The following is a 16,640-nucleotide window of genomic DNA, read 5'->3' as shown; positions in this document are numbered from 1 at the left end:
GTTTTTTATTGATGTTTTTTTTAATAATAAAAATCTCAATGAAATCTACTTAAAAAATTATCTAAAGCTTTATATATCAAGCTATTTAGCTAACATTAGCTAGTTTTTTAATTAGGTTAATTTCTGCTTTGGTTGCCGATATTGATGATAGATTTTCTCCAAACTAATTACAAAATAAAAATTTACCAAAATGTCAGATACTAAAATTAGCATTCAAATGCTTATGCAATAACATCTGGCTTGAGCGTCCTAATAAAAATGTATTCCAATTTGATTCGACTTTATGTACCCGATATCCCACCTTGAAATAAAGTTGCCTTGCCTGATGATTATTTTCCAAAACGTGAAGATATAAGTCTTGAAATCCCCATTCGCGGGAAACTTTTTCACAGCTAGTCAGTAACCCTGAAGCCACTCCATGTCTACGGTATTTTGGGTGAACCGCTAAATTAGATAAGTAAGGAAAACCTATGCCAGCCTGACCCCAGGAATCACTGTAACGTACACCCAGTTCCACACTTCCTACTAAGTTATTAGCCGCACCATTGTTAGCTTCCAAGGCGACTAAACAAACATGACGGGGTGGAGGTGATGTCATCCGATGCCTTAAGTCTTCGTAAATACCCAGACGTAACAATGGAAAAGCCCATCCCCACATACCTTTTTGGGAGTGAAAGCTTTCAGCAATAATTTGGGAAACACCGATCAAATCAGTAGGTGTAGCTGTACGAATTTGAAATTCGCAGCAAGCTGGATCGATTGGCTGTTGCTGGTATGGATGAAAAGACCGATATTTCAAGGCTAGTTTAGTATTGATTTTATTCAACGAAAATTTTCTCAAATATCCTCAAACACCCTTTTAACCGCATAAAAACTTTATATATTCCCAGTAGATTGAACTGACCTAAGACTGCTCATTTGCTTTTGCTTATAAGCATACAAAGTTTTACACTTTAGTTTGGGGCTTTATAGTCCGTCTTTTTGAAAGAGTCTTAGAAGTTACAGCTTCATAAAGCTACAATTTTAAGTTCAGTAAGAATTAGATGCATCCCTTGCTTGAGATAGGGAGTATACCAGTCTGTTTACCACAAAAACATCTGTAAATCGTACAGGTTTAGGTTAATGGGTAGACATATAGCATAACTTACCTGTAGGCATTACCTATAAAATTGTTAAGTAAGTACACTAACAACAAACTTTGGTTGTAAACCATCTTTAGGTGTAATACTGAACTTATTTATGCAATTGACGCTACACTAACAAGACTTTGCTGCTAAGTAATAGAAACAGGCTGTAGAGATGCTAGGCAGGAATATTGCAGATTCCTATCCCTAACTTCTTTACCAATACCACTTGTCTTAATGATAGTTCTGATTGCTAAATTAGAAAGAGGTATTTGTCTAATAGTATACTTTGGTTTTAAATCTTATTGTTTTAATTTTGCTGACTCTACCATGACTACCATAAATAAAATTTACGTGCAAGTGTTAGTACAACTGCTGCGGAGGGAAAACTTAATATGCAGCTTCATCTGGATTTTTCAGCTAGCTATGAGTGCTGTATGTAGTATTAGACATTGCTCGCAGGAGGTGAAAGAAGATTTGACTAGCAAGGATCGACTCTATAACCCTATAACTGACTATGAAAGCAATTACACTGCACTAAAGCAAACGGTAATAGGTATAAGCAATTGAAACGAATTACCGTGAGTAAACGCTCCTACACTCAGCAGTCATGTAGCCAAAGAGCCTTATTGGTGGAAATGCTCTGCTCTTACCTGACTCAGAAAAATCCTTCCCTGATCAGATTATTCTTTATCCGACTGCCGTTGCAGCAGGAAAGCGGTGCATGAAATCCCAAGCAAACAGTAAGCCTAAAATTTTGGTTGTCGATGATGAGCCAGACAACCTTGACTTGCTTTACCGCACCTTTTATCGCGACTATAAGGTGCTAAGGGCAACCTCTGGCCCTGCGGCCCTCGATCTGCTGGCTCAAGAGGGAGAGGTCGCGGTGATCATCTCCGATCAGCGAATGCCAATGATGAGCGGTACAGAATTTTTGAGCCTGACAGCAACTCAATATCCAGATATTATCCGAATTATTTTAACTGGCTACACCGATGTCGAAGACTTGGTGGAAGCAATCAACGCTGGTAAGGTCTTTAAATATGTCACCAAACCGTGGGAAGCTGAGGAACTTAAAGCTGTGGTACGCCAAGCTTTGGATACTCACAATGTCCTCAAAGCCCGCACCCGCGAACTTACACGCACACTCCGACAAGAGTCGCTGCTGAATACTGTCACAAATACGATTCGTAGTGCTTTAGACTACAGACAAATTTTGCAGGCAATTGTAGATACAGTGGGTCACATGTTGGAGGTGGATGTCTGTCTGTTACGTCCTTTCCAAGATGAGCAGTTGACGGATAAAGGATTTATTTATCAGAAAGCTCTTTCAGAAGAAGCAGGGGAACATACACCAGCAGGGGTGCAGGCAAATAATTCTTCTGCTGTGTCCCTCTCCCCCTCTACCCCTCTGACTGTTTTGGCTCAGACAGTGTGGGAAACCCGTGAAGTCCAGGTGATTCACGATGTAACCGATGATGAACGCATTCACGGTAATACTCCCGAACTGCGCGAACGTGGGGAAGCTTTTGCTGTCGCTAATATTTGTTCTAGTTTAGTTGTGCCATTGATCTGCCAACAAGAACTGATGGCAGTGCTGGCGCTGCACCAGTGTTCTGTGCCCCGCTTCTGGGGAGAGGATGAGGTGCAGCTGGTGTTGATGGTAGCAGATCAGGCAGCCTTAGCTTTGTCTCAAGCTTATGCTTACGAACAAGTACGTGCCCTTGCCAAGCGAGAGAGTTTAATTAATACGATTACTAGCGCGATTCGCTCTAGTCTAGACCCCCAAGATATCTTTGCAGCTATTACTCAACAACTTGGACAAGCCTTACAAGTCGATGGTTGCGTCTTGTCTTTGTGGACAGAAGAAGATGAGTTTGTCGAGTGTGTTGCCTTGTATGACAGTTTTCAACATTTGGAAAGTTTACGTAGGCACAGCTCGCCACAGGCATCGCCAGCCCCAGACAATAACCATCTATCAGCCCAGAGATTACCCTATTCTCAATCATCTATACAAGAGAATCCCATCCTCCAACAAATGCTACAGACACATGAACCTGTGGTAATTGGGAATGTGAGCCATTCTCCCTCAGATATACAGGGTTTTAATTTGCCGTTAAAAATGCCAGCGCGATCGCTAATGTTTGTACCATTATTGGCTGATGGTAAATGTATCGGTAGTATTACCTTGCATGAAGGTAAAAAAGTACGTCAATGGCTGCCATCTGATATTGATTTGGCGAAAGCAGTAGCAGCTCAAGCAGCGATCGCTGTGCAGCAGTCACACTTGTATCAAAAAACTCGCCAACAAGCTGAACGTTTACTGGAGCTAGATAAACAAAAAACCGAATTTTTCCAAAATATCTCCCATGAGTTTCGCACACCGATCACCTTGATTCAAGGGCCTTTAGAGTCGGCCGTAGCGGCTGGTGAAGGATTATCTTACTCCCAAAGTGCGATCGCCCTGCGTAACTCCCGCCGTTTGCTACGCCTGGTAAATCAACTTCTGGATTTACAACGCCTAGATGCGGGGAGAATGCAGCCTAGTTTCCATCCCTGCGATTTAGTCGAATTTGTCAGCCAAATTGTGGAATCTTTTCGTCCCTACTGTGAGAAAAAGAGACTGCATCTCGCCACCCAGTTAGATGAATGTTCTCCGGTGTACTTGGACATGGAAAAATTCGACAAGGTGGTTTATAACCTTCTGTCAAATGCCATGAAGTTTACCCCCGAAGGTGGCACGATCAGCGTCAGACTAAAATCTGAACAAGATCGTTGCATATTACAAGTACAAGACACGGGAATTGGCATTGTTAAAGAACAAATTCCCCACCTATTTGAGCGCTTCCGTCAAGCTGAAGGTTCAGCAAACCGTTCCTATGAAGGCAGTGGTTTGGGTTTAGCCTTAGTTAAAGAATTGGTAGAATTGCATGGTGGCCATGTCACTGTGGAATCAGTTTATGGCCAAGGTACTACCTTTAGTTTATGGCTTGTGACTGGAAATGGTCATTTACCTGTACAGCAAGTACTAGAAACCCCTGCCGAAGTGAACACAAGCCGCGCTAACGTAGAATTGGCTGATTTAGAACTGGTAGAGTCAACAACAGACAATATTGAAGATATTACAATAAATTTCTCTCCTAATATTGATACGCAAGACTCAGCACTTAAGACTCAGCACTCAATTTTAGTTGTAGATGACAACCCAGATTTGCGAACCTATGTATCTGAAATTTTCCGCCGTAACGGTTATCATGTACGCACAGCTCGTAACGGTTATGAAGGGCACAGTTTAGCGAAGGAAATTATACCCAGCTTGATTGTGACTGACTTAATGATGCCCTTGGTAAGCGGACTTGAGATGATTCAGATGATCCGCAATGAGGAAAAGCTGAAAGGAACGCCCATCATTCTACTGACAGCGAAAGTTGACGAAGAAACCCGCATCGAAGGTACAGAACATGGGGCGGATGCTTATTTAGCAAAACCATTCAACGATAGGGAACTTTTGGCGGAAGTTCGGAATCTTTTAGCATTAAAAGAAAATGAACGACGAATTGTGGAGTTAAATACTTATCTTACAGAATCAGTATTAAAGCGCTTTTTACCGGCTGTATTGGTGCAAAAAGCCGCAACCGGAGATTTAACATTAGATTTACGCCCAGAACCACGCTTAATTACAGTTTTGTTTAGTGACATCGTGGGTTTTACACAGCTATCAAATACTCTCAGATCCCGGCGAGTCGCAGAATTGCTCAATGAATATTTAGAAGCTATGACCAAGGTTGTATTTGGTAATGGCGGTACTGTAGATAAATTTATGGGAGATGCTATTTTAGCTTTATATGGAGCGCCGGAAGAACTAACCCCCAATGAACAGGTACGTCGTGCCATCAATACAGCAAGAGCAATGCACCGCTCACTGGCTGACTTGAACCAGCGCTGGCGAGAGCAAGGTGTATTCGATGGTGACAGACTTACTAGCGTACAGTTTCGGTGCGGTATTCATCAAGGTACGGCTGTTGTAGGGATGTTTGGTAGTGCTGAACGTGCCGACTATACTGCTATTGGTCCAAGTGTGAATATTGCTGCCAGGTTGCAAGCTGCCGCTCTTCCCGGTACTATTTTGGTTTCTGCTGCCGTGGCAGATTATTTGCAGGAAGAAGAAATTACTAAAGGTAGTCCACTAGAACTTAAAGGAGTAGATGAAACAGTTTTGACCTTTGCTGTTACACCAGAGGTAATGGTTAATCGCTAAAATTTAGACTGGTATTTTAAAGCATTAGCAATGAGTAAAAGTGCCTAATCATATCCAGTTTATATAATATGACACCATCGGTTGCAGACAAAACCCCAATTCCAACCAAAGTCTGGAGGCGACACACCGATCCACCAGCTTTGTGGACTTCTGTCGTTATAGGTTCAGTCTCTCTGCACTTGCTGGCGTTCTGGCTGATGCGCTCATCTAATGCTTTCAGTCTGTGGTTTCCTCAGCAAAGTCAATCTGCTGTTCCCATTGAATTGATAGATATTGCTCCTCAATCAAAATCAACAGCCAAAAGAGTTTCGCCAAAGCCAGCATCCATAACTCAAAAGTCTGTACCAGCGCGTTCAGCAAAAACAGCAAGAAATACGCCCAGAAATCAAGATTTTGTTGGCGCAATAAATTCTGCTGATAATCTCCAGCAAAAGAGTCGAATTTACCCCTCTCAACCTAATAGACAACAGAGAGTTCCTACATCTACACTGAAACCGACAGCCACTCCAAAACCGACAGTTACACCGAAAGCGATAGCTACACCAAAACCAACATTTACACCGAAAGCGATAGCCACGCCAAAACCGACAGCCACACCGACACCTACAGTTCCAATCGGTAATATACCTTGGAACCGCCGTCAAGAAATCAAACTGGGAAAGGGAACGGCACTACCAACAGGTATTCCATCAACTCCACCAGTTTCGGAAGCTGAAAACATAAAAACTCCAACCACTCCTATTAGGGAAACTCCAACCACTCCTACTAGGGAAACTCCAACCACTCCTACTAGGGAAACTCCAACCACTCCTACTGGGGAAACTCCACCAACTCCTACTGGGGGAGCATCGGTAGCAATAGTAGACCCTTTGCTTAGGGATGAAATGATTAAGTTCATACAAACAAAAGGATTTCGACAAGATGCTCTACCCGAGGTTATCGCTTCATACACGGGAAGCAACACAAAACAACTAGACTCAAGTTTTCTACCTGGCGATTCCGAAGTTAAGCCAGCACAGATGCTTGTTAGTTTAATAATTGATCGCAATGGCAACTTTCAACAGGCTGTAGTTCTCGAAATAGAACCTGCAACACTACAAAGTGAAAAAAGGACATACGAACGAGTTCTCAATGATGTTTTCAAGACAGAAAACTTTCTTGCCGCTCACAACAACGACGGCACAAAACCAGATTTGAGCAATTTGTTTGTACGAATCAAAATCCAGCCTGCTAATTCCAATTAGATGCTTGAATTTTTCCAAAAACGTGTGTTATATTTATAAAGTTGGAAATTTGCGGGCGTAGTTTAGTGGTAAAACTATAGCCTTCCAAGCTATTAATGCGGGTTCGATTCCCGCCGCCCGCTTAGAAAAAACTCAAAAATCGACTAGTGCAGCACGGTGTAAACACACCTACTATTTTCAATAAAAATTTTTGGAGTGGGTGTCGTACCCAACCCAATTAATGCAAATCTTGTATAAACAGGTTAATTGTTGCTTTTCTTGATCGAGAAACAGCCACAATTTATCAAGCGATGCCTGCGGCGGGCTGTGCCTACGCTAACCTTGGCAAATAAATAAAAAAACTAGAGGAATCTCGCACAGCTCTGATTTCCGAGTATCCCTCATTGCTCTAATATCAACAATGTGCAGTCATTTATCCAAATCTACCGCTAACGTAATCTCTGGTATCTTGCTGTTGAGGATTGTTGAAAATTAGTTCTGTTGCGTCGTACTCTACCATGTAGCCATTACGACTTCCAGACTCCGTAGTTTTGACATTAAAAAAGGCTGTCTTATCAGAAACCCGCGCTGCTTGCTGCATATTATGGGTGACAATAACGATGGTATATTGTTCTTTCAGCTGGTGAATTAATTCTTCAACCCGCAAGGTGGAAATAGGGTCGAGAGCCGAGCAAGGTTCATCCATTAATATAATTTCAGGCTGGACTGCGATCGCACGAGCAATACATAACCTTTGTTGTTGTCCACCCGATAAAGACGAGCCGCTTTGCCGCAGTTTATCTTTAACTTCGTCCCACAAAGCCGCTTGTCGCAAACTCCGTTCTACTAATTCATCCATGTTACCTTTGTAGCCGTTAATTTTGGCTCCAAAAGCAATATTCTCATAAATTGATTTGGGAAATGGGTTTGGTCTTTGAAACACCATCCCAATTCTCCGACGTACTTCTACAGGATCAATGTCGGATGCATACAAGTTTTTATCGTAAAAAAGTATTTTACCTTCTGCCCGAAATGACTCAATCAAATCATTGAGGCGGTTATAGCATCGCAACAATGTGCTTTTACCACAACCAGAAGGGCCGATAAAAGCTGTAACCTGATTTTTTGGTATATCTAGCCAAATATTCTGCAAGGCTAAAAACTTGCCGTAGTAAACGTTGAGGTTTTCGGTGCGTAAAACAGTTTCAGTACCGTTGACTGTGCTAATATTAGTAGCCATAAATTAAGTGCAGTATTAGTTTTAGCGATACAAATCCGCTATGTGTAAGCCGTTTCCCTAAGCTTTTTTGCGAGTAGCCCAGCGAGCAATGATACTTGTGATTAGAACCATCAATACCAAAATCAAAGATGCCGCCCAAGCTAGTGATTGCCAATTTTTAAACGGAGAAATAGCGTATTTGTAAACCAAAACAGCAAGGGAAGCTGTTGGTTGGAATAAGCCATCGGGCCAAAAATTGGAAAATAGCGCAGTAAATAGTAAAGGTGCGGTTTCTCCAGATGCTCTGGCGATCGCTAGCGTTGCCCCAGTTACAATCGCAGGTAGAGCTGCTGGCAAAACTACTTGTGTTACTGTTTGAAAGTTAGTTGCCCCTAACCCTACAGATGCTTGTCGCAAATCTTGCGATACTAACTGCAAGGCTTCATCAGTGGTTCGGACAATAATTGGCAACATCAAAATTGCCAGTGCAAACCCTCCACCTAAAGCAGAGTATGATCCTAAGTTTAACTTTACTAGTGTCAAAACTACAATCCCGTATGCAAATACCCCAGCAATAATTGACGGGACTCCACTCAAGACGTTAGCTGCAAAACGTACCCATCTCGCTACTTGCGCTGAACTAAATTCTGTGATATATATTGCTGCTAAAACACCAAATGGGATACTAATCAGGGCAGCAATTCCTACCATTAATAGTGTTCCCAAGATGGCATTACCAAAGCCTCCTCCCTGTTGTAAAGCTTTGGGTGGCAGTTCAAAAAAGAGGCTGGGACTCAAACTGCTAAAGCCTTGAATAATGACGTAAGAAAGTACTGCTAACAAAGGCACAAGTGCCAATATCCCACAGATAAATGCAACTACAGTCATTACTGTATTAAATAGTGTCCTTTGAGACATAGGAGCGCGAGTTAGACTGCGCTCTGGAAAACTAGAAGTCATAATTCAACCCAAAACTAAGCTACAGTCGCTTGACTCTCAGAACGATAAACTCGGCCATAATATTAACTACCAAGGTCAAGAAGAATAGAACTAAAGCAGCGTACATTAAAGCCGAAACTTGTAAACCACTAGCTTCGGAAAATTGATTCGCCAGTAGAGAAGAAATTGTATTACCTGGTGCTAACAGGGAGATACTAATGTTGTTGGAATTACCAATTAACATTGTTACAGCCATTGTTTCACCCATTGCCCGACCGAGTGCCAACATCACAGCGCTAACTATCCCCGAAAAGGCTGCTGGAATAAGTATTTGTAATATAGTTTCCCATCGGGTTGCTCCTAGTCCTACGGCGGCTTGGCGCAAACTTGGGGGTATAGAAATCAAGGCATCGCGCGATAGGGCTGTGATAATGGGCAAAGTCATAATTGCTAATATGACTCCCGCCGGTAACATTCCTGGTCCTGTAGGGGGGGTGCTAAAAAATGGTATCCAGCCAAAGTAACTATTGAGCCATTTTCCCAAGTTAGTTAAAATAGGCACTAAAACAAAAATACCCCAAACGCCGTAAACAACGCTGGGAATAGCTGCGAGCAGTTCTACTGCAAAAACTAGTACCAATTTCACTTTTGCGGGTAAAAAATCCTCGCTTAGTACAATAGCAGTACCAACTCCAATCGGTACAGCTATCAGTAAACCAATAAAAGAACTCAAGAGAGTTCCATAAATTTGAGGTAGCACCCCGTAGCTATCATTAACTGGGTTCCAAGTGGTATTAGCTAAAAAGCTAGCACCAAACTTTTGGATGGCAGGCCCAGAAGCAATTGCAACTTGGAAGCCGATCCATAATAAAGTGGCAGCAACCCCAAAGGCGAAAATTTTAGTAAGCCAGATAAAACCGCGATCTAGAGATTTTTCTACATCAGAGCGATTTTTTGTCGCTGATGAAAGATTTTGAGAATTTGTAGTCATGACTACCGACTTTCACAATTAAATCAGAGGAAGATATGGGAGGCAACCATCTAAGCAAAATTGTTGCCTCATCGTCTTTTCAAACTAGTTTAATAACCAGCTTAAAAATTATTGTCTAGCAATGCCTCATGTCTATGACTGTAGCTACTTGCTAGCGCTAGTACCACTACCAACAGCGATTTTATAGTCTGGACTAATTTGATCCGCAGCCGCAGCAACCTTTGCGATGACATTTTGGGGTAGAGGAACATATCCTAATGTCGTAGCCTGTTTTTGTCCCTCAGTTAAAGCGTATTCGATCGCAGCTTCAACTGCCTTAGCTTTTGCCGCGTTGGGATATTTCTTGTAAGCCAAAATCCAGGTGTAAGTGACGATGGGATAGGAATCGGCCCCTTCTGGATCGGAAATGAAGACGCGGAGATCGGGCGGTAGAGTTACTGATGCCAAAGTTTTAGAGGCTGACTCCTCACTAGGCACAACAAACTTACTACTTTTGTTTTCCAAAGCAGCAGACTTAAGACTATTTTGTTTGGCATAGCCGTACTCGACATAACCAATAGAACCTTGTGTTTGTTGGATTTGGGCGGTAACACCCTCATTCCCCTTAGCACCAACTCCGCTAGGCCAGTTGACAGTTTTGCCTTCACCAACTTTAGTCTTCCACTCCGGGCTAATAGCGCTGAGGTGTTTTGTAAACACACCTGTTGTTCCGCTACCATCTGAACGATAAACTACTGTGATTTTCTCTTTAGGAAGCTTTGCACCTGGGTTAGCTTTGGCAATTTGGGGATCATCCCAAGAAGTTATTTTGCCCAGTAGAATATCAGCGTAAACTGCTCGTGGTAGTTTAAGTTCTGCAACATCTGGCAAGTTGTAAGCTAGCACGATGCTACCAGCAGTGACAGGCAGTAAAATAACGCCCCTATCCGCTGGTACCTTCTGGATTTCTTCATCCTTCATAGCAACATCGCTGGCACCAAAGTCTACAGTCCCTTTGATAAATTGCTCAACTCCGGCACCGCTACCAACTGAGGCATAGTCAACTTGTAGATTTGGATACTTTTTGTTTAGATCAGTAAACCATGTATCATATAGTGGTGCTGGAAAAGACGCACCAGCTCCGCTTAACTTGAGATTTCCACCTAAATCTAATTTGGTTGTACTGGAGGCAGTCGTATCTGTAGCAGTGCCAGAAGGAGTATCCTTTGTGGCTGTATTATCTGGATTTTGCTGTCCGCCACATGCAGCTAGGCTGATTGCCAGTGCTAACACTGAAACTGAAGCTGTGAGGCGATGAATTTTTGTTACACGAAAAGGTGATGGCATCGCTATCAATGTTTGGGTAACTTTTCAGGTGAGCGCCTCTAAGAATACCCCTAAAGGATTAAGGTAAAGGTAAAGGATAGGTTAACAAAGCAAAAAAAGCTCGTTTTTTGATGAAGAACAAACACTCGTTTTTACTTTTGCTTGATAAAATTTATACTGCCGCTTTAGTTACAGATTACAAATAGTACCACAGTGATTTGGTTATATAATATTGGCAAAATTTGATTGATAGGGTCACTTTTTTGGTCAAATGATAAAAAATAACAAATTGTGTTATTATTGAAAACTTAATAAATTTTGTTTGAAATTTTATGAAAGTTATTGCTGCTTATAGGGCTAAGCAGACTTAAAGTTATAACTAAACAATCTAAGTTTAGACAGTGAACTAATTTAGATAAAGCAGAAGGAAAACTATAAATTGCCTATTTTATGGAGAGTATGCGGGGCGATCGCTAAAAAAAGTGAATTAAAGAACTATCTTTAACAATTTGTAGCATAAATTGGCACTGAATCTAAAAACTTAGTTTAAATACTAAATTTTGCTAGCTTTACCACGTATTAGGTCAAATACCAGAATCAGACTACGCTTCAGTCAATCAACTTACAGCTATAGACACCTAAGTAATAATTCGTAGAACTGAAAAGTTACATACCAAAAAGGCAAAAAAAAATATGCTAATTCTTAGAGGTGTCAGCACAAATTTCATTTCAATACTAATGAACATCCTAGTTGCTGTTGGTTTTCCCTTTTGCCTTTTCCTGGTTGCCTGATAAATGTTTGCTGCTTCCAATCAATTACTATGGTCTATGATTGGCTTACTCCTGACAATGGGTGGTACCTTCTTAGAAGCTTATGGCATCACCTTTCCTTGGAATTGGAGTAAGCACGGAATTCAGACTTTTTCTTTAGGTGTCACTTTTCAAATTGGCGCAGTACTGTTAGTGGGCTGTTTAGGGGGCAAAAATGCCGGTGCGCTCTCGCAAATTGCCTATTTAGTGATGGGGTTAACCTTATTACCTGTATTTGCCGATGGAGGTGGTATTGGTTATGTTAAGCTGTCTCAATTTGGCTATCTACTAGGCTTTATTCCTGGAGCTTGGATTTGTGGCTTAGTTGCCTTTAAAGCTAGACCTCGACTAGAAACTCTCGCCTTTAGTTGCATCTGTGGCTTGTTAACTCTGCATCTATGCGGTATTAGTTATTTGATTATTAGCTATATTTTTCAGTGGAAAGGCACAGAAAATCTACCTTTGATGCAAGCAATCCTCAGATACTCTTGGTTTGCACTACCAGGGCAATTAAGTGTGGTCTGTGCCGTTACTGTAATAGCATATATATTGCGTCACTTAATGTTTTATTAGTCATCAAGGGGCTAGAGGCTAGGGGCAAGAAATTTACAATTTTCTCATCCCCTAGTCCTTAGTCCTTAGTCCTTAGTCTCTAGCCCCTAGTTTCATGCGTTTAAAAAACCGCCTTTTCTGGATTGCTGCCTTTATAGCTTTTTTCCTAGACCAAATAACAAAATACTGGGTGGTACAAACCTTCAGTTTGGGGCAAACACTACCACTCTTAACTGGAATATTTCACTTTACCTATGTTACTAACACTGGTGCCGCCTTTAGTCTGTTAAGTGGGAAAGTAGAGTGGTTGCGCTGGCTATCTTTAGGAGTGAGTTTGGTATTGATAGCGTTGGCCTTGTTTGGCCCAACATTAAATTTATGGGATCAGTTGGGCTATGGCTTAATTTTAGGTGGAGCTATGGGCAACGGTATTGATCGCTTTGTTTTAGGACATGTCGTTGATTTTCTTGATTTTCGCCTGATTAGCTTTCCTGTATTTAATGTGGCAGATTCTTTTATTAGTATTGGTATTGTTTTTTTGTTAATTGCTTCCTTCCAAAAAACACCAACTTCAACTGGTAGGCTGGATTAAACTATTAAGCCTGGGATGATTAATCCCAGGCTATTAATTACTGAAACTATTTCTCAGTCCTATATGCGAAGACTTGATTTATGGGTTCCAGAGATTTGAATTTATATCCTACACCAGTCATCATAACTGGTGCAGAAAGTCAAGATGCACAGGCGATCGCTGATGGTAAATTAGTATGTCAAACGTATCCAGCTTTTAATTTATTTACCTGTGGCAGGAGCAGTAGATGGAGTACTGGGAGAGTTGGCACCTGGTTCTGTAGGAGCGCCAGGTTCAGATGGAGTAACGGTTCCTGGTGCTGGAGTTAAGTTGCTAGGAGTGCCAGGCTCAGTTGGAGTAACACTTCCTGGTGCTGGAGTTAAGTTGCTAGGAGCGCCAGGTTCAGGTGGAGTAACACTTCCTGGTGCTGGAGTTAAGTTACTAGGAGCGCCAGGTTCAGGTGGGGTAACACTTCCTGGTGCTGGAGTGCTTTCAGGAGTTCCACTGTCAGGTGGGGTAACACTTCCTGGTGCCGGAGTGCTTTCGGGAGGAGTGATGTTACTCGGTGTGGTTTCTGCTGGTACTGTAGTGCTACCAGGAGCAGTGCTAGGTGTGGTTTCTGCTGGTGCTGTAGTGCTACCAGGAGCCGCACCAGGGGTAAGGGCTGTGCCGCCGGGACAGCGAGAGTTGAGCGGAAAATACTCGCACAGAATTTTCATACCTTCTGGCGACATCTTGATTTCCGTTGGTGCGCTAGTAGATTCGCTACTGGATTGAGCTATGGGGGATTTACTGGATTCGGCTACGGCAATATTAGTGGTGAGAGCCAAAGATAGAGCTGTACCAATCAGGGTCAGAGATTTTCCCATCATTCTGAAATTTACCTCAACGGAACACTCGGCCCATTAAAACAGATAATAAGATTTAGAAAATCTTCCTAAATGAATATATTTAAGTTTGTTGCAGAATATGTGGATATGTAAAATTGGTAAAAATTAAATCTGTTGTTTGTTAATAACTAGTGTTTATAAATACAAGATTCAAATCTATGCTTGTAGTTATTGAAGTAAAATGACTATATAGAATAAGACTTTAGGAAGGAGAAAAAATTTTATTTCTCTGTAACAAAGTGATAAAAATAACGATTTAACTCAGGTGAAAAAGTAATGTTCAGTATAAATTAGAGCAAAAAGTCCCGTATAGCTAATTTATGCTTTGGCTTATGAGTAAAATGATGAAAGACTAACATCTAAAATTGTAATTCGCCCCATTCTTCACTAAAAAGTGTGATGTGAATAGCCGATGAGTTCTCCCCAACCCCCTCACAAGCCACAAACGTTAATTGGTCAACTGACTCAAGCAGTCCATACTATCCAAGCTAGGGTTGATTTTTCCAAACTGGCGCTCAAGCCTAATGCCAAAGTACCGGAACTCTGGGTACAGGATGCGGGGGCGGATAAAGCAGAGGTATATCCACTGTTGGGCGATCGCTATATTCTCGGTCGTAGCTCCAAATCCAGCGATATCGTCGTCCGTAACCCTGTTGTCAGCCAAATTCACCTATCGCTATCGCGGAATTCTACTCAGCGCACACCAGTTTTCGTCATCAAAGATGAAAACTCCACCAATGGCATTTATCGTGGCAAGCGTCGTGTTAATTCCTTAGAACTACGTCACGGCGATATTCTGACTCTGGGGCCCCCAGAACTAGCCGCTTCTGTGCGCCTGCAATACGTCGATCCACCAGCCTGGTATGTCAAAGCTGCAAGTTGGACAGCTTATGGTGTTGGTGGTGTCAGCGCCTTGTTCGCCTTAGTAATTGGCGTAGAATGGCTGAAATTTTCAGTTAGACCCCTGCCTACAGCTACACGCGCTCCAGTAGTTGTTTACGCTCGTGATGGAGCCACCCCATTGAGAGAGCCTCGAACGATCTCTCATGTAGATATGAAGCGTTTAGAGGAATTTGGCCCTTATTTGCCATCTGCCGTAGTAGCTTCAGAAGATAGTCGTTATTACTGGCACTTTGGGGTTGACCCTCTGGGGATTTTACGAGCCGTGTTGATCAATAGCCGTAGCGGAGATGTGCAGCAAGGAGCCAGCACTGTTACGCAGCAAGTTGCTCGCAGCTTGTTCCGTGAGTATGTAGGTAGACAGGATACCCTTGGACGCAAATTACGGGAAGCAGTTGTCGCCTTAAAGTTAGAAACCTTTTACAGCAAAGACGAAATTTTGCTGATGTACTTAAATCGGGTTTTCTTAGGGGGAGATACCTCTGGCTTTGAGGATGCAGCCCGGTATTACTTTGAGAAGTCGGCTAAAGAATTAACTTTGGCAGAAGCAGCTACTTTGGTAGGAATTTTACCTGCTCCCAACGCATTCGATTTTTGTGGGGATGGGCCAAATAAGCTAGAAGCAGCTGAATACCGGAATCGTGTGATTAAGCGGTTGCTGGAAATGGGCAAAATTAAGCTTGAAGATGCGAACCGAGCTAGACGTTCCACTGTTCAAGTTAGTCCTAAAGTTTGTGAACAGCAGGCTAAGACGATCGCTCCTTATTTTTACAGTTACGTCTTTTCTGAACTTGAATCAATCTTGGGTGAGGGAGCCGCAAACGAAGGGAATTATATCATTGAAACCCAGCTTGATCCTGCGATCCAGAGCCAAGCTGAATCGGCGTTGCGGAATTCAGTCAATAATAGTGGTGGAAGTTTTAACTTTTCTCAAGGGGCTGTGGTAACTCTTGACTCCAGTACAGGTGGCATTCTGGCAATGGTAGGCGGAACTGATTACAAAAAAAGTCAGTTCAATCGCGCTGTTCAAGCCAAAAGACAACCAGGTTCCACCTTTAAAATCTTTGCTTACACCGCCGCTATTCAACAGGGAATTTCACCATCTAAGAATTATTCCTGCGCTCCTTTAACTTGGCAAGGCTTCACTTACAAACCCTGTCGTTCAGGTGCTGGCAGTTTAGATATTGCCACCGGGCTGGCTCTTTCAGAAAATCCCATCGCCTTGGGAGTTGCTAGAGAAATCGGGCTGAATAAAGTAGTGGCGATGGCTCAGAATTTGGGAATTAAGTCAAACCTCGATCCGGTTCCTGGCTTAGTACTGGGTCAAAGTGTGGTCAATGTTTTGGAAATGACTGGTGCTTTTGGCTCTATTGGTAATCGTGGAGTGTGGAATCCTCCTCATGCGATTAACCGAATTTTAGACAGTGGTGATTGCAGCGATCGCAATGATATCAAAACCTGTCGGGTAATCTACTCCTTCGACCAAGATCCAGATGCGAACAAACGAGTTCTGCCAAGTGGTGTAGCCGACGAGATGACTAGCTTAATGCGTGGTGTCATCACCAGAGGCACTGGTCGTAGTGCTGCCATTGGACTGGGAGAAGCCGGTAAAACAGGCACGACTGATAAAAACGTTGACTTATGGTTTATAGGTTTTATCCCAAGTCGGCGGCTTGTAACTGGTGTTTGGCTGGGAAACGACAACAATTCCCCAACATCTGGTAGCAGCGCTCAAGCCGCTCAGTTGTGGGGAAATTATATGCGGCGGATTACAAGGTAAATGGGAATTGGGAATTGGGAATTGGGAATTGGGAATTGGGAATTGGGAATTGGGAATTGGGAATTGGGAATTGGGAAT

Annotated in this window: 12 protein-coding genes and 1 tRNA gene; 7 read left to right on the top strand and 6 right to left on the bottom strand. The window is 42.5% G+C overall.

From position 1 onward, the window contains the following. Positions 1–193 precede the first annotated feature (193 nt). Positions 194–826, bottom strand: a complete 633-nt coding sequence (locus tag G1O98_RS29365) for a GNAT family N-acetyltransferase (RefSeq protein WP_243458572.1) — start codon at positions 824–826, stop codon at positions 194–196. An 879-nt stretch (positions 827–1,705) separates the two neighbouring features. Here G1O98_RS29365 and G1O98_RS39500 point away from each other — a divergent pair. From G1O98_RS39500 to G1O98_RS29350, 4 genes are all read left to right on the top strand, one after another. Further along, complete coding sequence (locus G1O98_RS39500) at positions 1,706–1,852, top strand: hypothetical protein (protein ID WP_167315574.1); 147 nt, start codon at positions 1,706–1,708, stop codon at positions 1,850–1,852. After that, on the top strand, positions 1,849–5,382 hold the full coding sequence (locus G1O98_RS29360; protein ID WP_163935586.1) for a response regulator: 3,534 nt from the start codon (positions 1,849–1,851) through the stop codon (positions 5,380–5,382). Before G1O98_RS39500 ends, G1O98_RS29360 begins: the two co-directional genes overlap by 4 nt. 68 nt (positions 5,383–5,450) lie before the next feature. Continuing rightward, a complete protein-coding gene (locus G1O98_RS29355; protein WP_163935583.1) occupies positions 5,451–6,626 on the top strand; it encodes a hypothetical protein in 1,176 nt (391 codons plus the stop codon). 51 nt (positions 6,627–6,677) lie between these two features. Next, positions 6,678–6,748, top strand: a tRNA-Gly gene (locus G1O98_RS29350). Between the two features lie 290 nt (positions 6,749–7,038). Here G1O98_RS29350 and pstB read toward each other — a convergent pair. The 4 genes from pstB to pstS all read right to left on the bottom strand — a co-directional run bounded on the left by pstB (position 7,039) and on the right by pstS (position 11,080). Continuing rightward, positions 7,039–7,845 (bottom strand): phosphate ABC transporter ATP-binding protein PstB, encoded by an 807-nt coding sequence (gene pstB, locus G1O98_RS29345; protein ID WP_163935580.1) that lies wholly within the window; start codon positions 7,843–7,845, stop codon positions 7,039–7,041. 57 nt (positions 7,846–7,902) lie between these two features. Further along, on the bottom strand, positions 7,903–8,784 hold the full coding sequence (gene pstA / locus G1O98_RS29340; RefSeq protein WP_114084557.1) for a phosphate ABC transporter permease PstA: 882 nt from the start codon (positions 8,782–8,784) through the stop codon (positions 7,903–7,905). Between the two features lie 19 nt (positions 8,785–8,803). After that, positions 8,804–9,754: a phosphate ABC transporter permease subunit PstC gene (pstC, locus tag G1O98_RS29335; RefSeq protein WP_163935577.1), complete on the bottom strand. Its 951-nt coding sequence runs from the start codon at positions 9,752–9,754 to the stop codon at positions 8,804–8,806. A 144-nt stretch (positions 9,755–9,898) separates the two neighbouring features. Continuing rightward, a complete protein-coding gene (gene pstS, locus G1O98_RS29330; RefSeq protein ID WP_163935575.1) occupies positions 9,899–11,080 on the bottom strand; it encodes a phosphate ABC transporter substrate-binding protein PstS in 1,182 nt (393 codons plus the stop codon). A 774-nt stretch (positions 11,081–11,854) separates the two neighbouring features. Here pstS and G1O98_RS29325 point away from each other — a divergent pair. Together G1O98_RS29325 and lspA are read left to right on the top strand one after the other, a co-directional pair. Further along, the gene (locus tag G1O98_RS29325; protein WP_012407649.1) at positions 11,855–12,442 is read left to right on the top strand and encodes a biotin transporter BioY; all 588 of its coding nucleotides are present in this window, start codon (positions 11,855–11,857) and stop codon (positions 12,440–12,442) included. A 94-nt stretch (positions 12,443–12,536) separates the two neighbouring features. Then, positions 12,537–13,013 (top strand): signal peptidase II, encoded by a 477-nt coding sequence (gene lspA / locus G1O98_RS29320; protein WP_012407648.1) that lies wholly within the window; start codon positions 12,537–12,539, stop codon positions 13,011–13,013. 200 nt (positions 13,014–13,213) lie between these two features. Here the strand turns inward: lspA and G1O98_RS29315 are convergent, their stop codons facing one another. Further along, positions 13,214–13,864: a hypothetical protein gene (locus tag G1O98_RS29315; protein WP_163935573.1), complete on the bottom strand. Its 651-nt coding sequence runs from the start codon at positions 13,862–13,864 to the stop codon at positions 13,214–13,216. Positions 13,865–14,294: 430 nt separating this feature from the next. On the opposite strand from G1O98_RS29315, the gene G1O98_RS29310 reads away from it, so the two are divergent. Then, positions 14,295–16,562 carry a transglycosylase domain-containing protein gene (locus G1O98_RS29310; RefSeq protein WP_163935570.1) on the top strand — a complete coding sequence of 756 codons (2,268 nt, stop codon included), beginning with the start codon at positions 14,295–14,297 and terminating at the stop codon, positions 16,560–16,562. Positions 16,563–16,640 lie beyond the last annotated feature (78 nt).

Origin of the sequence: Nostoc sp. UIC 10630 (assembly GCF_010747425.1) — a bacterium.
Classification (GTDB): domain Bacteria; phylum Cyanobacteriota; class Cyanobacteriia; order Cyanobacteriales; family Nostocaceae; genus Nostoc.
The sequence above is the reverse complement of the archived record's forward strand: the minus strand, read 5'-3'. Positions and strand labels throughout refer to the sequence as shown.